Raw genomic sequence first — 23,984 nt, 5'->3', positions numbered from 1 at the left:
TCGTGATCAACCCGAGCGCCACTCGCAACGGTCTTCGGCCCAGCAGCCGTGCAGCAGCCGACGCTGAGGACCCCACCGAAGGGCCCGCCCCGGAAAGCGAGCGGGCCCACTCGGCCTCGGAACAGAACAGGCTTCTCCGTTCGGCCTGTGAGCGGCTCTACGCCGCGCGGACCGCGTGGTCAGCTGTTCTGGGCGCCGTTCCAGACGTTGTACGCGGAGGTGCCGTACGCCGACGTGGCGGCGGCCGCTCCGTAGCTGCCGGAGTAGGCACCGGTCTGGATCGCGGAGCCGTCAGGCTGGTAGTTCTCGATCCAGGCGCCGCCGCTGGCGCCACCGGAGAGGCCGTTGCAGTTGTTCATCAGGCGCTGCCCGTCGGGTCCTGCGTAGCCCTGCCCCTCGCACCACACGGCATAGTCCTTGTCGGCCGGCAGACCGATGATGTGCGCGTAGTTGCTCGACCAGTTGAAGCCGAGCCCGGTGGAGCCCACGACGTCCTGTACGCGTCGGCCGCCCGGGGTGTCCAGGACGAGGAACGCGCTGTCGTTCTCCTGGCCGCCTCCCGTGACCCAGCCCGCGCTGCGCCAGCCCCACCAGCCGTAGGGCGCGTTGCCCGTGTTGTAGTTGGGAGCAAAGCGGTAGTTGGTGCCGCCTTCGCCGAAGCCGCAGTGCCGGGCGGTGGCCAGCACGGAGCCGTTGTTGCTCGTGACAACGTTGCCAGAACAGATGTAGTCACCCCTGCCCGGGATCGTGAAGTACAGACGTCCCACGGTCCCCCACACGCTGGCCTGGGCCTCAACTCCCGAGCTCACCGTGGGTCTTGTCGCGGGGATGTGCACCGGCTCGCCGGTGCCCTCGGCGGCTGCGCCCAAGGAGGGCTGCACCTCGGGGACGGTTTCGGGCGCGGGCATCGGCTTGGCCTGGCGGAGCCGCTCCGGGGTCCAGTAGGCGTCGAGTTGAGCGCGTGACTTGGTGTTGACGGCCGCGCCGGTCCCGGTGGGGGTACCGGTCGGCCGGTCCTGCGCGACGGCCGAGACCGGCGTCAACGCGACACACAGACTCGCCGCCGCGGCAAGGGTGGTGAGGGCAAATCGACGTAAGCGCATGGGAACCTTCCGGGTTCGGGAAGTGATCAAACGCGCTCACTGTCGCACGGGGCTCCGCGGGAGATCAACGGTGCGTACCGAGGTGCTTTTACCGGCCGGCACACCGGGAGTGTGAAGGCGAGGACGACGGCACTCGCCGCATGGACGGAGGGCTCGTCGGACGACGAACTCGCCGCAGGGATACCACTGTTGGACACGTGCGAGGTCCGGTGGCCAACGATCTCGTGGGCGTGACGCGGACGTTGGAAATGCTCCGGGGTTGGTTCCTCACAGCATGACGGGCGTGCACAGACGGCCGCTGTTCTCACGCCGCGACCAGACAGGTCCTAGACGGTTTCGGCACCCCGCTCCGGCTGGTAGGTGCGCCCGGCCATCCGCGGTCGCAGCCTGGGCGCGGCGGCGAGTCCGCTCGGCTCGGCCGGTCCGGCGTGGTGGCGGGTGCCGGCGTAGTAGTGGTTGGCCGCCGTGGAGGCGACGCGGATGCGCAGTTCGTTGCGTCCTGGACTCAGCGTGGACGAGGCGACGTCGCAGCGGAAGGGACCCCATCCCCACCGTCCTACAGCCTGCCCGTTGATCTCGGCCTCGGCGCTCGTGTGCACGACGGGCAGGACGAGTTCCCAGTCGGGCCAGGCGAGGTCGGCGGCGCTGATGTCGAAGGTGTTCCGGTACTCGCCGACGCCCGAGTACTCGGCCCATCCCTGTCCTTCTCCCTGTTCTTCCCAGCCTCGGTCGACGTCGACCGGCTGCTCGGCGGCGCCGAGGGTGAGCGTCCAGCCTCGGTCCAGGATGAGGGGGGCCGGTACCGTGCGCGGGCCGTTGGTCAGGTGCCAGCAGGCCAGTTCGCCGGGGGCCAGGTTCAGGCGCAGTGAGCCGTCGATCTCGAACGGTGCCTCGACCACACCTGACTCCGGCCGCCATCGGATGACCTGGGCCGGGAGTTGAACAGGCCGGACGTGGACGGCTCGCTCGCAGTCGTCGTCGTTGAAGAGGGCGATCCGGGTCCCGTCGGGGTCGATCGCCCGGCGTGACCACACCGAGCCGTCGAAGTCGATCGCCAGATGGCCTGCGAGCGAGCGGTCCAGATGGGGGGCGACGGCTGCGGCTGACGGGATGCCCGGCCAGTGCCGGGCCCGAGGTCCGCCGAGCAGTTCGCCGATGCGTCGGCTCACCCGGTCGTCGGTGCCCCGCGTCTGGGTCGCGTGCGGGACCGGGCCCGAGGCCAGCAGTGCTCCCCCGCCGTGCGTGAACTCCGCGAGCGCGTCGAGGGTCTTGTCGTCCTGGACGACCGACACCCCCGGCAGGACCAGGGTCCGATAGCGGCCTGCCAGCCGTCCCGCGCGCAGGTCCCGTTCGTCGACCAGATGGAAGTCGTGTCCCGCGCGGGCGAGATACTCGGTCCAGAACGCCGTGTGTTCACCGTAGGGATGGGTGGGGCCTTCCGCCCAGCTCGTCCTCAGTGGATACAGCACGGCGATCTCGTCCAGCGGCTGGGTTCCGTCGAGGAACTCCGACAGCCTGCCCGACTCCTCCGCGAACGCTCGGTGATGGGCGAACCACGGCTCGAAGTTCACGCCGGGTGCGAAGTCGAAGCGGGGATTGGTGAAGAGCTCGTCGCCCTCGTGGCCGTCGGTGAGCCAGAAGGCGTGCATCAGCAACTGCCGTGCGCCGAGCAGATGGTGACGAACCGTCTGGTCGCGCAACTCCCCCAGGGTGAGTTCCCAGCGGCCGGCCGCGAAGTGCGATCCGGTCTCGGTGCGGGCGAAGTACTGCTCGACCAAGCAGCCACTGCGACCGTTCGACCGGGCCACCGAGTCGCCGAACTTGGCGCTGATCTGCGGGTGTTCGTTGCGTGCGTCGACGGCGGTGAGGTCGCGCCAGCGGTCCAGGCCGAAGTAGTCGGTGCCGAAATTCGTCCGTGGGTCCTCGGTGATGATCGTGGCGGCGGGGTTCCACGAGGAGACGTAACCCAGCACCTCATGGCCGGACAAGGCCACGCCGTGCTCGATGCACCACTTGGACAGCGTCCCGAAGAACGCGTCGATCCCGACGGCCGAGTAGCGCTCGAAGAAGTCGCACCGCCAGGCCGCCGTCAGCGGGCCGACCTCGCGCGCCAGGGACAGCAGGACGCGGCGGTCGTCCGGGACGACGGTGGGGGCGTACATCAGCGAGGAGTCGACGTGGGCGCGGCGCTGTCGCCAGTCGAAGAAGCACCCGTGCGGCTGGTCGAAGAAGACGTAGCTCACGGTCGTTCCCAGGTGCTCGCCGAAGGCCTCCGCGTAGGGCTGGTAGCCGACTTCGAGAAAGCGTTCCGCCGCCTCGGGAAGCAGGTAGTTGATCATGCGGCTCGACGCACACCGTGCGGCGACGAAGACGGTCACGGCCGGCTTGCCGGCAAGTGCCGCGGCCGGTACGCGCACCCGGCACCCTGACTCACCGGATTCGATGAGCTGAGCGTGCTCCGTGACGTCCGTGATGGAGTCCGCGGAATCGATGTCGCCTGCCGGGTGGGCGAGCGCCGCGACGATCTCCCATTCGTCCCAGCGCAGGACTCCTCCCGAGAACACCCAGTTCTTTCCGGGCTCCAGGAGATAGTCCACGTCCTTCGCGCGGATCTCGTCGACGGCGCACTCGGCGTAGTCGCCGACGGGTTCTCCAGTGGTGCAGAACATGTGCCGTTCGCGCAGCTCGTCGCGTCCGTCGACGGTACGTCCGCCCGCGTGCCCGGAAAGCCAGTTGTACTCGTCGTAGATGCCCACCATCAGTCCCCGGCTCGCCGCTTCGTCGGCGGCGAGCCGGCATGCGGCGAGGTACTCCGGCCCGAGGTAGTCCTCGATCGGGAACGACAATCGGGTCTGGATCTGGAAGGACTTGAATCCGGCCGCGGCAAGGGTGTCCAACTGCTCCCGGATCTCGTCGGCTGTCGGAATCCTGTGCCAGAACCAGTAAGTGGCGGGCGCGTGCCACTGATCGGGGCTCTCGAAGGTCATGAGGAGACCTTCGCGAGCTCAGGTTCGCGCCGCGGTGCGTAGGTGCCCTTCGGGTCGATCTTCAGCACGAAGGTGAGGAACGCGTACATCCCGGCGCCGACCACCATCGCGATCAGGACACCCATGTTGGTGCTGCCGACGACGCCCTTCTTCGCCGAGTCGGACAGCAGGAACCCGACCACTTTGGCGAGGTTGGGGTCGGACGAGGTGACCAGTCCCAGGCCGATCACGGTGGCGACGCCGAGTGACACCAGTGCCGTCCAGCGCCCGCTTCGGCCGCCCTCCCCCGCGCGCTTGGCGAGGTCGACGTTCCAGCCCAGGCGCCGCTGGCGGATGAAGTCGAGGAGCTGGATCCCGCCCATGGTGCCCATGACCACCGCTATCAGGGCCAGGAAGGCCTGGAAGGTGGCCAGGAAGGAGTCGGAAAGGAAGAGCAGGTAGAAGGCGCCGGCGGAGATGATGACCATGTTGATGACCGTGGTTCCGGCCCGGGAGACAGGCACTCCGAGCGCGAGGAGCGCGAGTCCCGAGGAGTAGAGGCCGGTGATCGCCGCGGCGACCAGCGAGATCACGATGACGATCGTGAACGGGATGAAGAACCACAGGGGCAGCAGGTCCGTGAGTGCGCCGATGGGGTCGTTCGCGGCCGCGGTGCCGAGACCGGAGTCGCCCGCGGCCAGCAGCACACCGAGGACGAGCAGCACGGCGACGGGGAGCACGATGCCGAAGGTGGTCCAGCCGATCACGCCGCCCGCCTTGGTGCTGCGCGGGAGGTAGCGGGCGAAGTCGCCGCCGTAGTGCAGGAATCCGATCCCGACCATCGTCATGGCCAGGATGACTCCGCCGACGAAAGTGGCGAACGAACCGTTCGCCGCGCCGCCGATCCGGTCCCACTGGATATGGGGGACGACCATGCCGATGAACACCACCGTCATCACCCCGGTGAGCCAGGCGATCCACTTCTCCACCTTGAGGATCATCTGGTGGCCGTAGACCGCGACCGTCACCGACACGGCGAGCACCGCGATGTACCACAGCACGATCGCCGGAACCGTCGCCTCACCGTGTCCGTCGGCGAAGGGACCCGGCCACAGTCGGGCGAAGAGATTGGCCCCCGAGGTCGATGCCAGCGTGATGAGGGTGACCTTCCAGCCGACGTTGGAGAGGTAGGCGAAGAAGGTGGGGAACTTGTTGCCGTGGAAACCGAAAGCGGACCGCGTCTGGGTGAGGGTCGGCAGACCCGTACGAGGACCGCCGACCGCGAGGATGCCCACCAGCGTCGAGGACAGTACGTATCCCAGGATCCCCGCCAGGATTGCCTGCCAGGCGCTCAGGCCGACTCCGAACACGTAAACGCCCAGGCTGACCCCGAGGATCGACACGTTCCAGGAGAACCAGACCGGGAACAAGCCGCCCGGCGTGCCATGCCGTTCCGCGTCCGGGACGGGGTTCACCCCGTTCTGCTCGACCGCCGACACAACGGGTGGCGACACTACGGGTGGCGAGATGTCGGTCATGATCTGTTCCCTTCGGTGGTGGCGCCGCTGATGAGGTGGGCAGACGACAGCACGTCGTCGGCCGGCGTGCCGCAGTACGTCCTGCGGGAGCGTTTGTGGGAAGTCGCGCGGCCCGCTCGCCTGGCTCCTGCCGGACGGCGCGGGCGTCGGATGCGTCAGCCGGCAGGAGGCATGGCCGCCTTCACCAGAGCCGTCGGCTGGGCGCCGGGCCCTTCATAACGAGTCCTCGACGGTCTGCACGAACTCTGCGAGGAACGTCTCCACACGGCCGCCTGCCGAGGGAGCAGCCGAGCGTGGCCCTACGGTGATCGCGCAGCTCAACGCGGCGCCGGATGTCCCTGCCGGCCGGGCGATGCCAGCCCGTGTCGGGGCCTTTCCGCCATGCTGCATATCGGAGACATCCGTTCTACTCGAGACGATTCTCGTCATGTCCTGCTGAGTCGACGGTGCAGCGGGAGGCCTCATGAGGGGGTGTCCCGAGGCTGGTGTGGAATGGGTACGTCGGCCGGTGGGATGGGGGCCGGTGCCCGCGATGGCAGTCGTCCGTCGACCGGGCGCAGGGTGTCGGTACGAACCGGGCCGGTCACGACGTTGTGCGGTTTCCGAGCGGTTCGCTTAACACACTGCCGGATGCGGCTGGTCGCGATCCGCCCGCTTCCGCCACGCCGGGGAATTAGTCCGGATGCTGACTATCTCCCGCTGGGGCCTCTCCGTCAAGGGTTGTCCGACCGCATCTCCTCACGGTCACGGACGCTCTCTCCCCGTCACCGCGCACAGCGCCAGGACGCCTCACAGCCGCTGAGCAATCAAGGAAGCTGAGGCCCGGAGCGCGTGAATCGGAGCGAGGGTCTCGGTCAGGCTCCGCCCTGTGCCGCCCTCGCGCAGCGCGATGATCTCCGCCGCGATGGACACAGCGGTTTCCTCCGGGGTGCGCCCGCCCAGGTCGAGCCCTATCGGTGAGCGCAGCCGCGCGAGCGCCCTCTCGTCGACTCCCGCCTCACGGAGGCGACACAGCCGGTCCTCGTGGGTGCGCCTGCTCCCCATGGCTCCGATGTAGGCGGCGTCCGTGCGCAGCGCGACCTCCAGCAGGGGGATGTCGAACTTCGGATCGTGGGTGAGGACGCAGATGACGGTGCGCTCATCGACCCTCGTCCCGCTCAGCCACCGGTGCGGCCAGTCGGCCACCACCTCGTGTGCATCCGGAAAGCGGGCAGCCGTGGCAAAGACCGGCCGCGCATCGCACACCGTGACCCGATACCCCAGAAAGGTGCCGAGACGTGCCAGGGCCCCGGCGTAGTCGATCGCACCGAAGATCAGCAGACGCGGGGGCGCCGTAAAGGATTCGAGGAGGAGACGGGTTCCGTCCGGCAGCGTCTCTCCCGTAACTCCGTTGCCCAGAAAGCCCGTTGCTGAAGACTCCCGGATGTCGGCACCGTCCGCGGTCATCGCTCGGCTGTACGCAGCAGGCCGGCGCGCGCTCGAATCATCGGCCGACGCGGCCCATCCACCGCCCGGGCACGACTCCCCCATCAGGCCTGACGGGCTGAGCCGACCCATCCGCGCGAGGGCCTGTTCATCCAGGCCTCCCTCTCCCAGCGAGCCGGTGACCTTGCCGTCGTCCTGCACGAGCAGCCATGCTCCCGCCGAGGCACCGGACAGCACCGTCGCGGTCGCCGCCTCACGGCCCTCCCGAACCGCCGCGGCCAGGGCCGACCACTGGGCGAACTGGCCCTCCGCGACGGGACGTACGAAGATCTCCAGCGTGCCCCCGCACGTCAGGCCCACCGCGAACGCGTCGTCGTCGGCGACGCCGAACGTCTGCGTGAGGGCCTCCCCGGTCTCCAGGGCGTGGCGCGCCAGTTCGTAGACCGCGGCCTCCACGCAGCCGCCCGACACACTCCCCGCCACCTCCCCGCTCTCGGACACGGCCATCGCCGCGCCCGGCTGCCTCGGGGAGGAGGACCAGGTGGCGACGACGCTTGCGACAGCAAACCGGATGCCTGTCGCGCACCAGCCGTCGAGGGTCTCCAGGATGTCCCTCATGGGGTCAGGCCGTGGCGGAGCTGGGGACGCGGCCGCTGAGCAGACCGCCGGCGCCGGGCACAAAAGTGGGCAGGCCCAGTTCGGCGAGGATGCGGTACGCCGTGGCGGTGGCCGCGGAGAGCACCGGCAGGCCCGCCGCGTCCTCCACCGGCTGGATCGAGGCAAGCGACGGCATCTGCACACATGCGGACAGGACGAGCGCGTCGGCCCGGGAGAGGTCCAGGCGCCGCCAGTGCTCGCGCAGGTCGGCGGGGTCGAGGCGAGCCACAGCCAGGTTGTCCGGGACCTCCAGGCTCAGCGCGTCCACCACCTCGGTGCCCGCGTCCTCGATGTAGTCCGCGACGACGCGGGTCAACGGCTTCATGTACGGAGTGATGATCGCGACCCGCCGCGCCCCGAGGGTCTTGATGCCGTCGAGCAGGGCCCCGGCGCTGGACACCACGGGCGCCTGGGCGCCCTGGTCGCGGAGTACGGCGGTGATCTCGTCCTCCGCGGTGCAGTGGAACCCCGGGCCCTGCGCCATGATCGCCACCAGGCAGGCCGTGGCCACCACGTCGGGGCGGGCATCGGCGAGTTCCAGGGCCGCGCGCCCGGTCTGCGCGTTCATGGCGCGCAGTTGCTCGGGGGTGACGTGCTGCATGCGCATCCGGCTGCTGTGGAAGACGAACCGGTCCTCGGGGAGTACGGATTCCCGGTCCCGCAGCATGCGCGGGAGTTCCGTCTCCATGGTCAGGTTCGAGCTGGGCACGATCAGGCCGATGTGGTGGTCGGTCATGGCATCCTCCGGATGTCTGGTGTCCGTACGGTGGCGACCCAGAACCCGCGGCGTGCCCGCAGCGAGCGGGTTACGAGTTCTCGGTCAGTCCCTCCCAGTGGTCGGCGAGGGAGGTGAGCAGGTGCATGATTTCTTCGCGCCGCTCGGCTCCGAACGGCTCCAGGAGCCGCTGGTCGAGCTGGCGCGCCCGGGTGTTCGCGCCGCGGAGGGTCTGCTCACCCTCCTCGGTCAGATAGAGCAGCTTGCGACGGCCGTCGGCGGCGGCCGTCTTGCGGACGATCAGGCCCCGGTTCTCCAGCCGCCGGGCGACGTCCGCCATCGTCGACGTGTCCAGGGCAACCGCCGATGCCAGCGACCGCTGATCGTGGCCCGGCGCCGACTCCACGGTCTGCAGCACCGCGAACTGCGGGCCCGTGAGCGTCGGGTCCACCGCGCGGATCCAGATCGCCAGGTACGCCTGGTAGAGGCGCCGGACCTGGTAGCCGGGCGCGGCCGTCAGCGCGACGGGAGGCCGGGGCGGGGTGGAGGTCGAGGTAGCGGTTTCGTCAGCCATGGAGCCACTTAAGCACGGCCTTTGATCGGTTCGGCACCCGGATCGGGACGGTCCGGAAACGGTGGCCGCGGGCGACTGTCAGGTCAGCATCGGACGCAGTACCTCCCGAAGCGCGGCGAGTGCGGCAGGAGGGTTGTCCCAGAACAGCATGTGGCCGGCGTCCGGGATCTCGCGGAACACGGCCGAGGGGTGCAGCCGGGCCGCCTCCTGCGCACCTTCGGCGGTGACGACGGGACTGTCCGCGCCATACAGCAGCGCCGTGGGTCCGGGCACCGAGGGCCACCACTGGAAGAAGTCCTCGGTCTCGAACCCGCGGTGGGTGGCCACGATGGCGGCCTGCGCACAGCTCGCCAGCCAGCGCGCCCGAAGTGCCTGTTCCGGGCGCGGCCAGCGCGGCCACGCCTTTGCGACCTCGTCGGCGTCCGTGCCACGCACCGCCTGCGCGAGCTGACCCAGGAAGGCGTCCAGCGTGGTGGGGTAGGGTCCGCGCCCCGGTCCGCTCATCGGTGGGTCACCCAGCACCGTGCCGCGCACGGCGACCTTGCCCCGGACGGCGGTGACGGCCGCGATGCGCGCGCCCATCGAGTGTCCGAAGAGCAAGGGCTCATCGAGTCCGAGCCCGGTGACGACGGCTTCGGTGTCCTCGGCGTACTCCTCGAGACTGTACGAACCTCCCGCGTCGGACAGCCCTCGTCCCCGTACGTCCATGACCAACGGCCTTACCAGTTCGGTCAGTTCACGCGCCACGAAGTCCATCGTGATCGCCGGGCTGGTGATGCCGGGCAGCATGACGAGCGGGACGCCCGGGCCGCCGTAGTCCAGGACGTGCAGGCGTGTGCCGCCCGACCGCACCCAGCGACTCGTGGCGGGCACATCGGCCAGATCGGCTAGCGCGGACTGCGACAGGCAACGGGCGGGTGGGGCGGGAGTCATGGGGCTCTCCGGCGGTTTGGTCACGGGGTCCTTGGGCAGCGGGGTCACGGGGTCCTCCGGCGGAGAGGGCACGGGGTGCTCCGGCGGAGAGGGCACGGAGTGCTCGGGCAGCGGGGTCACGGAGTGCTCCGGCGGTGGGGTCACGAGGTATTCCTCGGGAGGCCGTCGAGATAGGCGACGGCGTCCTTGAGGGCGATCACATCGCCGTACTTGGCCTGGATGTCGAAGAGGTTCGCCTCGTGGGGGCCAGGCGCCCGGTCGCCGACGCACTCACGCGGGACCAGCACCGAGAACCCGGACTGCACTGCGTCCACGGCAGTCGCCCGCACGCAGCCACTCGTCGTCGCCCCGCAGACCAGCACCGTGTCGCGGCCGAGGCCGGTCAGCAGGGCAGCCAACGAGGTGCCGAAGAAGGCGGAGGCTCCCTTCTTCACGATCAGGTGGTCCTCGGGCTCGCGGGGAAGCCGGGGATCGACCGTGACCTCCTCGCTGCCTTCGACCAGGGCGCGCATGCCCTGCGCCTTGTGCAGCCAGACGACGGCGTCACCCGCCGCCTCGGCCGGCGTGTAGGCGATCGCGGTGAACACGACCGGTACCCCCGCCGGACGTGCCGCCTCGATCAACTCGCCTGTGGCGCCGACCACTTCGGTCAGGTCCGCACCCGACGGGAAGCCTTCCTCGGTAAAACCGCGCGTGAGGTCGACCACGACGATCGCCGGCCGGCTGCCACGACGCACGGGAGCGCCGAATCCGGCACGCGCGTAGGTGTGTTCCGTCTCCTGCCCATAGCGCGCGGTGCTCATGACGACCTCCGCAGGGACCGCAGTTCCCGCGCCTGGGCGCTGAGCCGGCCCAGCAGCCAGCCCTCGAAGAGGCCGAATGCGAACGCCCCTGCGACCAGGCCGTACTTGGCCGCCGCGGGACCGACCAACAGCGCGAGACCGTCGAGTTCGGAGTCCTGCGCGAGGGCGGGCTGCGAGGCGGGGGCAGAGGTGGCGCCCACCCGCGGGGAGTTGGCACCCGCCTGCGGGCCGGCAGCCGCTCCCCCGGCTCGGTCCGCGTCCAGCAGGCTTCCCAGATTCTGGGCGAACTGCTGCAGGATCCGGTCCGATACGGCGGCTATCGCGCCCTTGCCGAACTGGGCGATCTTGCCGCGGATCACCAGGTCCGTGGAGAGCTGGAGCAGCGCACCCTCGGGCGCCGCCACCACATCCAGCGCGACCTCGGCCTCCGCGTCTCCGCTGCCGTGGGTGTCGGCGCCGCGGGCGTGGACCCGTAGTCGCCGGCGCTCGGCGTCGACCTCCAGGAACCGGACCGTGCCCGCGTACGCGGCGCTGATCGGCCCGACCTTGATCTTCACCCTGCCCTGCCAGACGTCGCCGTCCTGCCCGTCGAGCGCGGCGCCGGGCATGCAGGAGGCGACCCGTTCGACGTCGTTCATCAGGGCGAAGACCTCGTCCGGCGAGGCCTTGACCGCAACCGCGTTGGTCAGCCGCATACGTCATTTCTCCTTGCTGTCACAGAGGTTCGCGCAGGCCCCGCGTCGGGCCGTCGCGCACCCGTCGATCGCCTCGACGATGGTCTGGTAGCCGGTGCACCGGCACAGGTTGGCGGCGACGACCTCCCGGATCTCGTCCTTGGTCGCCTCCGGCCGCTCGGCGAGGAACCCCTCGGCGAGCATCAGGAAGCCGGGCGTGCAGAACCCGCACTGCAGTCCGTGGTGTTCGCTGAACGCCCTTTGCAGATCGCTGAGTTCGTCTCCGTCCGAAAGCGACTCGACCGTACGGATCCGAGCGCCCTCGGCCTGCGCCGCGAACATCAGACAGGCGCGTACGGGCCGGTCGTCGACCAGCACGGTGCAGGCACCGCAGATGCCGTGCTCGCAGCCGACATGTGTACCGGTGAGCCGCAGCTCGTGCCGGAGCACGTCGACGAGGGTGCGACGTGGTTCGGTGATCACCTCGTGCTGCTCGCCGTTGACGTCGAGAACGAGGAGCTGCAACTCCCGCTCGCTCAGGGCTGTTTCCTCGGTCATGAGGTGGCCTCCAGGTGCAGGGCGCGATGCACGGTCTCCGGGGTGATGGGTGTGTTGTCGAGTTCGACGCCGGTGGCGCGCAGGGCGTCGTTGACGGCGTTGAGGACGGCGGCGGGGGCCCCGATGGTGCCGCCCTCCCCCGCGCCCTTCGCACCGGTCTCGGTGAACGCGGAGGGCGTCTCGAGGTGGTGGATCAGTACGTCGGGGATCTCGTGGGCGGTGGGCACCTTGTAGTCCATGAAGCTGGTCGCCGACGGTTCACCCAGGTCGTCATAGGTCACCTGCTCGAACAGCGCGCCCGCGATGCCCTGCGCGATGCCGCCCCGGCACTGGCCCTCGACGACCTGGGGGTTGATGGCGACGCCGCAGTCCTCCACGCACACGTACCGCAGGATCTCCACCTGCCCGGTGCCTTCATGCAGTTCGACGACGACGCCGTGGGTGGCGTTGGAGAATGTCCCGTCGTTGAAGACGTCGAAGGTGGCGGCGGCCGTCAGACCCGGTTCGATGTCCTTGGGCAGGAGGTGCGCCCGGAGGTAGGCGATGTCGGCGAGCTCCTCGTAGGTGAGGACGTCGGGGGCGTCGTCCCGGCGGCGGGCTTCACCGTCTTTCAGCTCCACGTCCTCGGGGTCGATGTCCCAGCGGGCCGCCGCGATGGCGCGCAGCTTCTCGCCGAGCTTCTTGGCTGCGAGGCGTACGGCGCTGCCGCCGATGGTGATGGAGCGGCTGGCGAAGGTGCCGAAGCCGTAGGTGATGCGGTCGGTGTCGCCCTGATGGAGTCTCACCTTGGCGATGTCGAGGCCGAGTTCGTCGGCGACGATCTGCGCCATCGTCGTCTCGTGGCTCTGTCCGTGGCTCATCGTGCCGGTGGTGACGGTCACCGCGCCGCTGGTGTCCATCCGTACCTCGGAGATGTCGAATCCGGGCACCACCTGCATCTTGCGCTGCGCGAAGGCCGCGGAGCCGTACCCGGTGCGCTCGCTGAAGCACGAGTAGCCGATGCCGATGTGCCGTCCCTCGGCCGTTGCCGCGTCCTGTTTCCCGTACCAGCCCTCGTCCTTGACGAGTTGCTCGCAGAGGTTGAGCGACTCCAGGTAGGAACCGGGGTCGTAGGTGATGTTGTTGACGCCCGTGTACGGGAAGTCGGTGATGACGTTGCGGCGGCGGATCTCGACCGCGTCCAGGCCGAGTTCACGCGCGGCGCGTTCGAAGAGCCGCTCGACCACCATCACGTACTGCGGGCGGCTCACACCCCGGTAGGGCCCGGTGGGCGCCTTGTTGGTGGTGATGGCCCGGCCGCGCACCCGGTAGGCGGGCACTTTGTAGACGCCTGGCATCTCGGCGGATGCCATCAGCGGCTCGATGCCGGCCGTGAACGGGTAGCAGGAGTAGGCGCCCATGTCACAGATCACGTCCGCGTCGAGGCCGAGGATCCTGCCGTCCGTGTCGAAAGCGGCGCGCACCTGGTAGTGCTGCTCGCGGGCGAGGAACGACGCGGACAGGGCGTCCTTGCGGTCCTCGATCCACTTCACCGGGCGGCGCAGGCGAAGTGCGGCCGCTGCGGCCGCGATCTCCTCGCGCCCGACGACGCACTTCTGGCCGAAGCCGCCGCCCATGTCGGGTACGACGACCCGCACCGCACGCTCGTCGAGACGCAGGCTGCGAGCGGCCACCGTCCTCACCTGGTGCGGGATCTGGGTGCAGGTGTGCAGGACGAGCTGTTCCTCGCGGTCGTCCCAGTGCGCCACGGCGCCACGGGTCTCCAGCGGCAGCGCGTTCTGCCGGCCGGTCCTGGTCTCGACGTGGACGACGCAGGCCGCGGACGCGAAGATCTCGTCGATGCCGTCCGTCGCGAAGAGAGAGACGTCGACGAGCGTGTTGCGGGCGGCTTCGGCGTGGACGAGCGGGGCGCCGGGCGCGAGCGCCGTCTCTTCGGAGGTGACCGGCGGCAGCGTGGTGTAGGTGACGCGGGCCGCCTCCAGTCCGTCCTCAGCGGCGTAGGCGTCCCGGGCCACGACGATGGCCAGGGGCTCCCCGACGTAGCGGACCTTGTCGCGGGCGAGGACGGGCATGGCGGTGGGGACGAACTCCGAGAGGGGGCGCCCGAGTTGGGCGGTGATGTCGCCCAGCTCCAGGTCGTCCGCCGTGAACGCGGCGACGACGCCCGGGATTTGGCGTACCGCCGACAGGTCGACGGAGGTGATCTCACCGTGGGCGACCGTGCTGCGTACGAACTGGGCGTGCAGCATGCCGGGCAGTGCGATGTCGTCGACGAACCGGCCGCGTCCGGACAGCAGCCGTGGATCCTCACGGCGCGCGACCGACGTACCCACCAGCTTCTTCCGGCTCATCGGGCCATCGCCTCCTCACAGGCGCGCCGGACCAGTGTCCGGACGAGTTCTTTGCGGTAGTGCGTACTGGCGGTCGCGTCGGCTGGGGGCTCGACAGCCGCCGCGGCCGCCGACGCGCAGTCGTCGAAGGAGCCGCCGCCGGCCAGCACGGCCTCCGCCTCGGGCACCCGTACCACCGCGGCCGCCACTCCGCCGAGCGCCACCCGGCCGCCGCGCACGGTTCCTTCGTCGACGTCGAGGTCCACGGCGGCCGCCACGATCGCGAAGTCACCGCGCCGCTCGGCGAATTCAGTGAGGGCCGCGTGCGGGGCGGGTCGCGGGAAGACGATCTCGACGAGGAGTTCGTCCGGGTCGAGAGCGGTCGTGTAGTAGCCGAGGAAGAAGTCCCCGGCCGGGATCCGGCGCTCGCCGCGCGGGCCGCGCGCCACCAGCTCGGCGTCGAGGACCACCGCGAGCAGGCACCATTCGGCGGTGGCGTCGGCGTGCGCGATGCTGCCGCCGACCGTGCCGCGCGTGCGGATCGGCAGATGCCCGATCCAGCTCATGGCGTCCCGCAGGACCTCGAAGCCCGCCCCCAGCATCCCCGCCGGGTCGGTCTCCACCGTGTGGTGGGTGGTGAGCGCCCCGATACGCAGACCGCCGTCGGCATCCCGGTGCAACCGGTCGAGTTCCCGCATCCCGCCGATGTCGACGAGATGCCGCGGTCGGGCCAGCCGGAAGTTCATCATCGCGACGAGGCTCTGTCCGCCGGCGATGATCTTTGCGTCGTCGCCGAGCTCGGTCAGCAGCCGAACGGCTCCGTCGATGTCGGGCGCCCGGTGATACCGGAAGGGGGCGGGCTTCATGGTCCTCCTGTCGTACGTCGTGTGCGGTGGGCCGGGCCGTCGTCAGATAGCCGCCTGTTCGGCCACCAACCGTGGCGCGGGCGCCGGGAGTTGCTCGTCGTCGCCGTCCAGCGCCCGGCCCTTCGTCTCGGGGGCGGCGACCGCCATCCACGTGACGGCCACCAGTACGGCGAGCGCCAGCACCGCGAACGTCACCGGGAGCCCGAGGACGGGCCACATCACCGAGCCGAACAGCAGCGGTGCGAAGCCGGTGAGGGCCCGGCTGACCGAGGAGGCCCAGCCGAAGCCGCTGGCCCGCAGCGGCGTGGGGTACAGCTCGGAGACGTACGCGTACAGGGCGGGGATGGTGAGCTGCATCAGGAAGCCGAACACGGCGATCGCGACGACCGACCCCGTGGGCATCTTCATCACCAGCGCGAACACCACCAGAGCCAGCGCCCCGACCGGCGCCGAGACTCCGATGAGCCACTTGCGGCCGACGACGTCGACGAGCGCGGTGGAGACCACGACGCCGACGATGCCGACACCGCTCATCACGGTGGTGCTCATGAAGGCGGCCGTGTCCCCGAGGCCCTCCTCCTTGAGGATGGACGGCATCCAGCTCAGCGCCGCGTAGTAGACGAGCATGATCGTGGCGAACAGCAGCCAGGCCGCCGAGGTGATGCGCGGGCTGAACTTCCAGATCCGGCGCAGCTGTTCGGCCGCGGCGGCCACTCCGCGCGGACCGCTCTCGGCGACGGGTTCGGGGATGATGTACGGCTCGGCCGACGCGCCGGTGCGGGCGACGAGGTCGTCGATGACCTGCCGGGCCTCGGCCTCCCGGCCCTTGTTCGTCAGATAGATCGGTGACTCGGGGATTCCGCGGCGCACCCAGAACAGCAGGAGCGCGGGCAGCACCATCGTCGCGAGCATCCACCGCCAGTTGTCGTCGAGGGAGAGCATCGCCGTCGACACGAGCCCGCACAGGGTCACCCCGATCGGCCACCACAGGTCGAGCGCGGTCAGCACCCGGCCCCGATACTTGCGCGGGGAGAACTCGCCGACCAGCGCGTAGTCGACGGGGATGCAGCCGCCGAGGCCCACACCGGCGAGGAAGCGCAGTGCGAGGAAGACGGGGTACGTCGGTGCGAGCGCGCCGAGCACCGAGAACAGGGCGAAGATCAGCAGAGTGACGCTGAAGGCCTTCTTCCGTCCGATCCGGTCCGCGACCGAACCCCAGGCGACGGCGCCCACGGCCATGCCGACGAGGTTGGCGGTGGCGACGAGACCGCGCCCGCCGAGCGAGAGGTCGAAGTGCGCGCCGAGCAGCGGCATGAGGAAGCCGTTCAGCGCGATGTCGTATGCGTCGAAGAGGTAGCCGAGGCCACCGATGACGAAGATCTTTCCCTGGACCGGCCATTTCCAGGGGAGGTCCTGAACTATCTGATCGCCTGTCTTCACGTGCGCTCCACGGTGTCGCGACGGGGACGGAGTACGGCGGTTGCGGGTGCCGGGAACCGGGGGTGAGGCGGGTGGATTCAGCGCGCGAAGGGGTAGGAGAACGCGCCGAGATCGGGGTCGTTGAGCGGAGTGCCGCTCCACAGCCAGTCGTAGGAGAGGTCGGATTCGCCGTCGAATCCGCGCCGGAGGCTCTCGTCCCTGGCCTGTTGTTCGGGGCCGTCGGGGAAGTGGTAGAAGGTCTTGTTCTCCAGCGAGGCGTCCTGGACCATCCCGGCATGCTTGGCGCGCCGGTCGACGTAGCGGCGCAGTGCCCCTTCGATTCCGCCTGCCGTGACCGCGCCGAGTTCCTCGGCGAGGACGGCGGCGTCCTCCATGGCCTGCGAGGCGCCCTGTGCCTGGTAGGGCAGCATCGCGTGGCAGGCGTCGCCGAGGAGGGCGACGCGGCCGTCCATCCACACCGGGTCGCGCCGCCGGTGGTAGAGGGCGAAGACGGAGACGTCCTCCTTCGCCTTGGACAGCATCGCCGGCACGCGGTCGTCCCAGCCGGGGAAGGCGTCGACGAGGTCCTGTGCCGTCGCGGGGACGGCCCATTTGTCGCGCACCTCGTCCGTGCACGGCACGCACGCCACGACGTTGAGGTACTCGCCGCCGCGGATCATGTAATGCACGAGGTGCCGGTCGGGGCCGTACCAGATGGTGCTCTGGTAGCGGTCCACGAGCCAGCGCGTCGCCGGGTCGGCGGCGATCAGGTCGCCGGGGATCAGCGCCCGGTACGCCATCTCGCCGGAGAAAAGGAGGGTGTCGGGCGCGCCCATCAGATCGCGTACCTGGGAGCGGACCCCGTCGGCGCCGATGAGGGCGTCACAGGCATAGCGGCGTCCGTCCTCGGTGACCGCGACGGGGCGGTCCGGGTCCGTGCGGTCCAGCTCGACGACCTTGCTCGCGGTGTGCACCTCCACGACGGGCCCAGGACCCGCGGGGTCGAGGCACGCGTCCAGCAGGATGCGGTGCAGGTCGGCCCGGTGGTAGTGCCAGTAGGGGGCGTTGAACTCGTCCTTGCAGCGCTGCCCCAGTGAGGTCAGAGCGACGATGCTGCCGTCCTTCCAGCGGCGCCGCACCTGGTCGAGCGGCTCCGTGTGGATGGCCTCCATCTGCCGGCGCAGCCCGAGGCCCATCAGGATCCGGCTGGCGTTCGGTGCGGTCTGGATGCCCGCGCCGACCTCGCCGAGCTGCGAGGCCTGCTCCAGGACGGTGACGCGCAGGCCGCGCTGCCGCAGCGCCAGGGCGGCGGTCAGCCCGCCGAGACCTCCCCCGACGACGGTGACTTCGTACGACTGGCTGGACGCCACTCTTCCTCCAACGCATGGGCGTGTACGGGTGGTTCGTGCGGGACGCGGTGAGCTCGGCGGCCGGTGAGCCGCGCGCTAGGCGACCTCAGCGGTCGGTGAGCTTCCCGCCGGTGACGACCTCGGTGCCGTCGACCGAGACGGTGCATCCGCGCATGGCGATGTCGAGGTGGGCGTACGACTCGCGGCCCAGCACCGGATGGGGTCCGGTCGACCACAGGAAGTTGCCCGCGAAGGCGCGTGCGTCCATGCCCATCAGGTCGTCCTTGCCATACATCGCCGTGGCGAACCAGTCAGCGGTGCGCATCAGACCCCAGCCCATGTGGGAGAGGCTGCGCGCCCACTGGTCCTGCGCGTCCTCGAAGAACGTCGACAGCAGCGCGGCCTCGGCGCCGCCCGACACCTTCTCGATGTGCCCGCCGACGATCTCCAGCGTGACGCGGTCACGGACGTACTCCTTGAAGGGCAACAGGATGTCGCCTTCCGCCAGCACGATCTGTCCGTCGGAGATCTCCGGCCAGCACAGCACCATCGTGCTCGGCCAGTGGTCCCAGCGGCCCGGATCGTCGGCGAAACCGCACTGGAACTCCGGCTTGGCGCCCGCGAGTTGAACCGTGAGGTCGGTACCGGCGTCGGAGGTGACCCGCATGACGGAGGACCGCTTCAGCAGGTCGACACCCTCTTGGACCTCGGCTTTGTCGCCTTCCTTGGGGAGATTACGGATGAGCACGTCGGGGGCGTCACAGACGAAGATGATGCGGGTGCCCGCGCGCAGGATCTCCTGCTGGACCGGCGCGTGGATGAAACCCTCGCGGGTCAGGTCGACGACCAGGTCCGCGGACTTCAGCAGATCCTGCGCGGCGGTGTCGTTCAGGACGGACACCAGGCCCGGACCAGCACCGGTATGGGTGCTCGGCATCGGAGCGGGGCTGCCGCCGGGCACGGTCGCGGCGATGACATGCGCTCCGCATGCCTTGGCCGCGCCGAACGCGGCCTCCACGTAGTCACCGCGGCTGCCGGGCTCGGAGAGCACGACGACATGCTCGCCGCTGCGCACCTTGCACAGCCGCAACTCACGGATGAACGCATCGAGCAGATCGACAGACGAAAGATCGAACACGGGTTCCTCCAAGGACTCGCTCGTGGGTACCGGACACGGCCTCCGCATCAACGCGGGCACACCGCGGCCACGCTCGGGACGCGTCGATACCGGGAGGGATGAGGGAGTGGAGGCAGGGCGGACCCACCCCGCCGTACAGGCGTCGAGCAACGGATTCAGGACGGTGGGGGACCGCCCGACAGAGATAATCCGAACACGTACGATCCTGCTTGGCAAGGGGCTGCGATCCGAGTTAACACGGACGTGCGGTGCCACGGAGGGGCGCGTGAGCCGGGCGCACACGGGGCTGACCTGGGCTTCGGCGCGTTCATCGCCCTTCGGGGGCATGTTCCGTCGTGGGGGAAATGTGCCGTGGGGCACGCATCAGTGGCGAACGGGCCGTTCAAGGCCCGGGGCGGCGGACTCGGGGAGAGTGCCACCAAGGAGGACGCGGGCCGGGCCGGGGCTCACCGCGCTCAAGACGCTCGCGAACTCTTGATTCGCGGCCCGGCAGAACGCGATCGAGCGGCTGCGGGCGGAGACCGCCGCAGCCGCTCATCTCCGCCGGCCGCCTCCGGCAGCAAAGGCGCCGTGCAAGCGAGGCTCCTGGTTTCACTCACCCGCAGCGGCAGGGCGTCGGCCGGTCTAAGACCGTCGGACGCCCTGCCGCCGAGTTCGTATCCACCGAGCGGGCCCGCCACAAATTGTCGAACGGTGTCAGTGCGGCAGGTCGGCGTGACGTTCGAGGAACGCGGCGACCTCCGCCTGGCTCTCCAGCGGAAGTGGGTAGACCACGAGCCGGTCGACGCCGAGGTCGGCGTAGCGCCGGGCGGTGTCGGCGTTCACCGGGGAGAGCTGCATGAAGTTGATCTCCAGTCGGCCCAGCCACTCCGGGCGCTCGACCTCGGAGGCGGCTTTCCGCAGTCCGGCGAGATGTCCGGCGAGATCGTCCGGGCTGTCGCCATTGCCGAACCACCCATGGCCGCGGGCGACCGCCCGCCGGAAAGCGGCCGGGCTGTGACCGCCGATCACGATCCGCGGTCCACTGTCCCTGACAGGCCGCGGGTGGGCGTCGATGCCGTCGAAGGCCACGTAGCGGCCCTGATAGGACGGTGCCGGCTGGGTCCACAACGCCCTCATCGCGTCCAAGTACTCGTCGGTGCGCCGGCCGCGCTCCGAGAACGGCACCCCGACGGCGCTCATCTCCGGTTCGAGGTATCCGGCCCCCACCCCCAAAAGCAGCCGGCCACCGCTCAGCACGTCGAGGCTCGCGACCTGTTTGGCGAGCACCAGCGGATTGCGCTGCGGCAGGATGACGATCCCGGTGCCGAGCTCCAGCCGTTCGGTCACGGCTGCGACGTAGGTAAGATGCACCAGCGGGTCGAGAATCGGATCCGTCGGCTCCATGGGCGCGTCCGGTACCCGCGGGCTGGGCAGCACGACGTGCTCACCCGCCCACCACGACCGGTAGCCCAACTCCTCCGCCAGCCGAGCCAGCCGGGCCGTCTCCACCGGCCCCAACGTCGCCTTGGCGTTCAGCCCATTGACGCCCAGTTCCACCAGCGCCCACCTCCATCCGCTCAGGGCGGCGCCCACGTGCGACGCCCGCTTTCGACCGCGTGCTCAATCGTGGGATCACACGAACCGCCTGTCCAAGAGCTGCTGTTATAGCCTTTGGCTATGGATGTCCACGTCCGGGACCTGCGCTACTTCGTCGCAGTCGCAGAGGAACTCAACTTCACCCGAGCCGCAAGTGATCGGCTCTTCGTCTCACAGCCGACGCTGAGCAAACAGATCCGCCAACTGGAGCTCTCCTTACGAACCCCGCTCTTCGAGCGTGACCGGCGAACGGTCACCCTCACCGCCGCCGGCAGAGCCCTCCTGCCCCACGCCCGGCAGATGATCGAGCAGTGGCAGGGAGCACAGCGGGCGGTGGTTGACGCCGTGGCCACCCAGGACACGACACTTACGGTCGGTTTCCAGACGAGCATCGGTCGCGGACTGATCCCGGCCGTCACCGCGACCATGGAGAAGCTGCTTCCCGGCTGGAGACTCCAGTTCCGTCAGGTCACTTGGGCCGACCCGACAGTGGGACTTGCCGGCAGCGATGTCGATGTCGCCATCGCCTGGCTGCCGATCCCCGCGGGCGGCGATTTCTCCCACAAAGTGATCACCACGGAAGACCGCTGGGTCGCTCTCCCAAGCGATCACCCTCTGGCCGACCGCCCGATCGTCTCCTTCGAGGATCTCGCCGACGAGCCTTTCGTCGCCCTTCCGACAACGGCCGGAGCGCTCCGCGAATTCTGGCTCGGCAACGACCACCGCCGGACACCGGCGCGGATCGCCGCGACGGCCGCAACCGCCGACGAGTCTTTCGAAGCGGTCGCCTCAGGACTCGGGATAGTCCTCCTCTCCGCGGGCAACGCCGAGATCTACCGGAGAGAGAACGTCAGCTGCCGGCCGGTCACCGGTCTCTCCCCCAGCGAACTCGCCGTCATCTGGCGCACAGGAGACCCCCGCGAGGCCGTACGAGTCTTCATCGACGCGTGTTGCCTCTGCACGGCAGCCGGCTCGTAGCGACTTGCCCGTACAGCGAGTTCAGGCTCTCCACACGTCAGGCCCCCGCGCACCGCGCAATCGGCGCGCAGCAGCCGGCCAAGGCGCCCTGCCATGCGGACCCGCTATCGTCGTCCGGCCGGCGACGCCGACTGCGTGCGCCTGTTCGACTTCTTCTCGTGCCACTCCTTCCCGCCGGAGGTTCGCCATGGTCTGGCCTCTTGTACGCCGCAGACGAGCGGCAGCCAGGATGCCCGTCCCCGGTTCGTGCACGCCCGACGGCCGACACAGGGTGTCCACGGAGCGGCTGTTGCTCTTCTCGCCGCGGACTCAGCTGGAGGCGGCAGCGGCGATTGCAGCCGCCTCGGATGCCGAGGCCCAGCGGTGGCTCGGCAACCATGCCGAGCGGCTCGTAACCTCGGTCGACACCAGGCAGGCCCTCCTGCTCATGGGTCCCGCCACCGATGCGGGCCGCAAGATCCCCCGAGAGCTGACCGAGCCGTTCGAGCCCCCACCCGGAGAGCCCGTCTTCTTTGTCTGCGTACGTCTGGACAACGGCAGATATGCCGGAGCCCTTGGACTGGACCGTACCGAGGGCCACCTCGGCGGCTGGCTCGCGCCCGGTTCCCGGGGACAGGGACTCGGCTCGGAGCTGTTCCGGGCCGGTGCGCTGCTCGCCCACTCCCACTTCGGGATGGACACCGTACGAGCAGGCGCGGAGCCGCGGAACACCGCCTGCCTGCGGGCGCTCCGACACGCGGGCTTCGTTTCGGGCGAGGGACCGCCCCGCCACACCCTGCCCGACGGCAGGGAGGTGGACGCCGTCTGGCTCCAGCACAAGGACGGCCCGGCCTCCCGCTGCTGCTGACACCGCGCTCGCCTGCCGGCCCGCCGCGGGCGCTCGGTCAAAGGAGCGCGCGAGGCCGGCCGGCAGACGAGTCGGGTGTCGCCTTCGTGGGCTTACTGTCCGCCGGTAAAGCGGTTCGGCGGTTCGCAGTCAGACCGTCGACAGATCGATCGCCCGGTCGACGTCCTGTGGCTGCAGCACGCGCAGGATGCCTTCCAGCAGGTAGTAGTCGGCGTAGGGAAGGGAGATCTCGATCCCGTCCTCGGCCGGCCGGTTACGGGTGCAGCGGGCCACGACCGCCTCGGCGCGCGAGGACTTGTCCGTCAGGCAGGTCTTCGCCAGGGCGGTGAGGATCCGCAGCGCGACCGTGCGGTACTCCTGCCTGCCCGTCACCGCGGCCAGGTCGAGCAGACCGCACGCCATGATCGCGCCCGCCGAGGCGTCCTTGATGTCGTGGGGGTGCTGCGGCGCGCGGTAGTCCCACACGGGGACGTTGTCCGGGGTGAGCGCTCCTATGGCGAAGTCGGCGAGTTTGCGTGCGGTGGTGAGGAACTGGCGGTTACCGGTGCGGCGGTAGATGGTGGTGAAGCCGTACAGTCCCCACGCCTGCCCGCGCGACCAGCACGAGGTGGGGCTGTAGCCCTGCACGGTGCCCGGGCCGAGCGGCGCGCCGGTGGCCGGGTCGAAGTCGAAGACGTGCGGGGTCGATCCGTCCGATCGAGGGAACACCTGCTGGGCGGTCTTCGCGTGCTCCACGGCGATGTCGAGGTACTTGCCGTCGCCGGTCTGCTCGGTGGCGAACGCCAGGAGGTCGAGGTTCATCATCGTGTCCATGATGACCCGGCCCGCGTTGTTCGGATCGTTCAGTGAGCCCCAGGCCCGGATGAAGCGCCCGCGTGGGTTGTACCGCTGGATCAGCGAATCGGCCGCTTGCATGGCACCGGTCCGCCAGGTGTCGTCGCCCGTCAGACGCCATGCGGTCACCCACGACGGATAGAACAGGAAACCGAGATCGTGGGTGGTGGTGTCGTACCGACGGGGAGCGAGCTTTCGCGCCGAGTCGATCGCCAGGGTGCGGAATTGCTCGTCATCGCTGTAGAGCCACGCCATCCACAGGGTTCCCGGCCAGAATCCGCCTACCCAGTCACCGTTCTGGGAGTAGGCCCACTTCTCGAACTTCGTCCCGACGGGAAAGGCGCTCACTCCTGGTGCCACGGCGCGGATCTTGTCCACGGCGTAGTCGGCCGCCTCGCGCAAGGTGTGCACGGTTGACGCCGGTGTCTGACCGGCTGTCGCCTGTGCAACCTGCGGTGCGGAAGCGTACGCCGCCGTAGCACCGGCTGCCGTAGCCAGCACCGTTCGCCGGGAAATACTCACAGTCGCCTGCCTCTCCAACTGGACAACGTTGTAGGGAAGTTGAAGGAGTTTTGCACGGCAACCAACCGGCGTACACCCATCTGACACAAGTTCATCCATGTGAATGGACTCCGGGTCCGAGTGCGGATTCGACGTCGCACCGGGCCCCTGCCGCACATAACAGAAACTCGGCAGATT

General features: G+C 69.6%; 19 protein-coding genes. 2 read left to right on the top strand and 17 right to left on the bottom strand.

The window, feature by feature from the left end; translation table 11 throughout:
- Positions 1–179: 179 nt before the first annotated feature.
- The 16 genes from ACFVKT_RS10665 to ACFVKT_RS10590 all read right to left on the bottom strand — a co-directional run bounded on the left by ACFVKT_RS10665 (position 180) and on the right by ACFVKT_RS10590 (position 20,587).
- Positions 180–1,103: a peptidase gene (locus ACFVKT_RS10665; RefSeq protein ID WP_385729741.1), complete on the bottom strand. Its 924-nt coding sequence runs from the start codon at positions 1,101–1,103 to the stop codon at positions 180–182.
- A 326-nt stretch (positions 1,104–1,429) separates the two neighbouring features.
- Entirely contained in the window at positions 1,430–4,090 is a 2,661-nt protein-coding gene (locus tag ACFVKT_RS10660) for a hypothetical protein (protein WP_385729739.1), read from the bottom strand.
- Positions 4,087–5,607, bottom strand: a complete 1,521-nt coding sequence (locus tag ACFVKT_RS10655) for a purine-cytosine permease family protein (protein ID WP_385729737.1) — start codon at positions 5,605–5,607, stop codon at positions 4,087–4,089. The genes ACFVKT_RS10660 and ACFVKT_RS10655 overlap by 4 nt, the downstream gene beginning before the upstream one ends.
- Positions 5,608–6,396: 789 nt before the next feature.
- The gene (locus ACFVKT_RS10650; RefSeq protein WP_385729735.1) at positions 6,397–7,650 is read right to left on the bottom strand and encodes an XdhC family protein; all 1,254 of its coding nucleotides are present in this window, start codon (positions 7,648–7,650) and stop codon (positions 6,397–6,399) included.
- Positions 7,651–7,654: 4 nt separating this feature from the next.
- A complete protein-coding gene (locus ACFVKT_RS10645) occupies positions 7,655–8,425 on the bottom strand; it encodes an aspartate/glutamate racemase family protein (RefSeq protein WP_385729733.1) in 771 nt (256 codons plus the stop codon).
- 70 nt (positions 8,426–8,495) lie between these two features.
- Positions 8,496–8,978 (bottom strand): MarR family winged helix-turn-helix transcriptional regulator, encoded by a 483-nt coding sequence (locus tag ACFVKT_RS10640; RefSeq protein WP_385729731.1) that lies wholly within the window; start codon positions 8,976–8,978, stop codon positions 8,496–8,498.
- 78 nt (positions 8,979–9,056) lie between these two features.
- A complete protein-coding gene (locus tag ACFVKT_RS10635) occupies positions 9,057–9,911 on the bottom strand; it encodes an alpha/beta fold hydrolase (RefSeq protein ID WP_385729958.1) in 855 nt (284 codons plus the stop codon).
- Positions 9,912–10,051: 140 nt separating this feature from the next.
- On the bottom strand, positions 10,052–10,714 hold the full coding sequence (locus ACFVKT_RS10630) for an isochorismatase family protein (protein WP_385729729.1): 663 nt from the start codon (positions 10,712–10,714) through the stop codon (positions 10,052–10,054).
- Complete coding sequence (locus tag ACFVKT_RS10625; RefSeq protein WP_385729727.1) at positions 10,711–11,409, bottom strand: SRPBCC family protein; 699 nt, start codon at positions 11,407–11,409, stop codon at positions 10,711–10,713. The genes ACFVKT_RS10630 and ACFVKT_RS10625 overlap by 4 nt, the downstream gene beginning before the upstream one ends.
- A gap of 3 nt (positions 11,410–11,412) precedes the next feature.
- Complete coding sequence (locus ACFVKT_RS10620) at positions 11,413–11,946, bottom strand: (2Fe-2S)-binding protein (protein ID WP_385729725.1); 534 nt, start codon at positions 11,944–11,946, stop codon at positions 11,413–11,415.
- Positions 11,943–14,297 (bottom strand): xanthine dehydrogenase family protein molybdopterin-binding subunit, encoded by a 2,355-nt coding sequence (locus tag ACFVKT_RS10615; RefSeq protein WP_385729722.1) that lies wholly within the window; start codon positions 14,295–14,297, stop codon positions 11,943–11,945. The genes ACFVKT_RS10620 and ACFVKT_RS10615 overlap by 4 nt, the downstream gene beginning before the upstream one ends.
- Positions 14,294–15,142 (bottom strand): FAD binding domain-containing protein, encoded by an 849-nt coding sequence (locus ACFVKT_RS10610; RefSeq protein WP_385729720.1) that lies wholly within the window; start codon positions 15,140–15,142, stop codon positions 14,294–14,296. The genes ACFVKT_RS10615 and ACFVKT_RS10610 overlap by 4 nt, the downstream gene beginning before the upstream one ends.
- 42 nt (positions 15,143–15,184) lie before the next feature.
- A complete protein-coding gene (locus ACFVKT_RS10605; RefSeq protein WP_385729718.1) occupies positions 15,185–16,582 on the bottom strand; it encodes an MFS transporter in 1,398 nt (465 codons plus the stop codon).
- Positions 16,583–16,659: 77 nt separating this feature from the next.
- Positions 16,660–17,931, bottom strand: coding sequence for an FAD-dependent monooxygenase (locus ACFVKT_RS10600; RefSeq protein WP_385729716.1), 1,272 nt, complete (start codon positions 17,929–17,931; stop codon positions 16,660–16,662).
- An 85-nt stretch (positions 17,932–18,016) separates the two neighbouring features.
- Positions 18,017–19,048 (bottom strand): hypothetical protein, encoded by a 1,032-nt coding sequence (locus ACFVKT_RS10595; protein ID WP_385729714.1) that lies wholly within the window; start codon positions 19,046–19,048, stop codon positions 18,017–18,019.
- Positions 19,049–19,744: 696 nt separating this feature from the next.
- Positions 19,745–20,587, bottom strand: coding sequence for an LLM class F420-dependent oxidoreductase (locus tag ACFVKT_RS10590; RefSeq protein WP_385729712.1), 843 nt, complete (start codon positions 20,585–20,587; stop codon positions 19,745–19,747).
- A 120-nt stretch (positions 20,588–20,707) separates the two neighbouring features.
- Here ACFVKT_RS10590 and ACFVKT_RS10585 point away from each other — a divergent pair, with 120 nt between their 5' ends.
- Both ACFVKT_RS10585 and ACFVKT_RS10580 read left to right on the top strand, forming a co-directional pair.
- A complete protein-coding gene (locus ACFVKT_RS10585; RefSeq protein ID WP_385729710.1) occupies positions 20,708–21,604 on the top strand; it encodes a LysR family transcriptional regulator in 897 nt (298 codons plus the stop codon).
- A 187-nt stretch (positions 21,605–21,791) separates the two neighbouring features.
- On the top strand, positions 21,792–22,451 hold the full coding sequence (locus ACFVKT_RS10580; RefSeq protein WP_385729709.1) for a GNAT family N-acetyltransferase: 660 nt from the start codon (positions 21,792–21,794) through the stop codon (positions 22,449–22,451).
- Between the two features lie 129 nt (positions 22,452–22,580).
- Here ACFVKT_RS10580 and ACFVKT_RS10575 read toward each other — a convergent pair whose 3' ends face one another.
- Entirely contained in the window at positions 22,581–23,807 is a 1,227-nt protein-coding gene (locus ACFVKT_RS10575) for a glycoside hydrolase family 88 protein (protein ID WP_385729708.1), read from the bottom strand.
- Positions 23,808–23,984 lie beyond the last annotated feature (177 nt).

The sequence above is a fragment of the Streptomyces sp. NPDC127595 genome (assembly GCF_042671685.1).
Classification (GTDB): Bacteria; Actinomycetota; Actinomycetes; order Streptomycetales; family Streptomycetaceae; genus Streptomyces.
This window is presented reverse-complemented; position numbering and strand designations above follow the sequence as displayed.

What these genes read in the sequence shown, in the direction of transcription:
- ACFVKT_RS10665 (WP_385729741.1), bottom strand. Translation starts at nt 1,103, where the DNA reads ATGCGCTTACGTCGATTTGCCCTCACCACCCTTGCCGCGGCGGCGAGT.
- ACFVKT_RS10660 (WP_385729739.1), bottom strand. Translation starts at nt 4,090, where the DNA reads ATGACCTTCGAGAGCCCCGATCAGTGGCACGCGCCCGCCACTTACTGG.
- ACFVKT_RS10655 (WP_385729737.1), bottom strand. Translation starts at nt 5,607, where the DNA reads ATGACCGACATCTCGCCACCCGTAGTGTCGCCACCCGTTGTGTCGGCG.
- ACFVKT_RS10650 (WP_385729735.1), bottom strand. Translation starts at nt 7,650, where the DNA reads ATGAGGGACATCCTGGAGACCCTCGACGGCTGGTGCGCGACAGGCATC.
- ACFVKT_RS10645 (WP_385729733.1), bottom strand. Translation starts at nt 8,425, where the DNA reads ATGACCGACCACCACATCGGCCTGATCGTGCCCAGCTCGAACCTGACC.
- ACFVKT_RS10640 (WP_385729731.1), bottom strand. Translation starts at nt 8,978, where the DNA reads ATGGCTGACGAAACCGCTACCTCGACCTCCACCCCGCCCCGGCCTCCC.
- ACFVKT_RS10635 (WP_385729958.1), bottom strand. Translation starts at nt 9,911, where the DNA reads ATGACTCCCGCCCCACCCGCCCGTTGCCTGTCGCAGTCCGCGCTAGCC.
- ACFVKT_RS10630 (WP_385729729.1), bottom strand. Translation starts at nt 10,714, where the DNA reads ATGAGCACCGCGCGCTATGGGCAGGAGACGGAACACACCTACGCGCGT.
- ACFVKT_RS10625 (WP_385729727.1), bottom strand. Translation starts at nt 11,409, where the DNA reads ATGCGGCTGACCAACGCGGTTGCGGTCAAGGCCTCGCCGGACGAGGTC.
- ACFVKT_RS10620 (WP_385729725.1), bottom strand. Translation starts at nt 11,946, where the DNA reads ATGACCGAGGAAACAGCCCTGAGCGAGCGGGAGTTGCAGCTCCTCGTT.
- ACFVKT_RS10615 (WP_385729722.1), bottom strand. Translation starts at nt 14,297, where the DNA reads ATGAGCCGGAAGAAGCTGGTGGGTACGTCGGTCGCGCGCCGTGAGGAT.
- ACFVKT_RS10610 (WP_385729720.1), bottom strand. Translation starts at nt 15,142, where the DNA reads ATGAAGCCCGCCCCCTTCCGGTATCACCGGGCGCCCGACATCGACGGA.
- ACFVKT_RS10585 (WP_385729710.1), top strand. Translation starts at nt 20,708, where the DNA reads ATGGATGTCCACGTCCGGGACCTGCGCTACTTCGTCGCAGTCGCAGAG.
- ACFVKT_RS10580 (WP_385729709.1), top strand. Translation starts at nt 21,792, where the DNA reads ATGGTCTGGCCTCTTGTACGCCGCAGACGAGCGGCAGCCAGGATGCCC.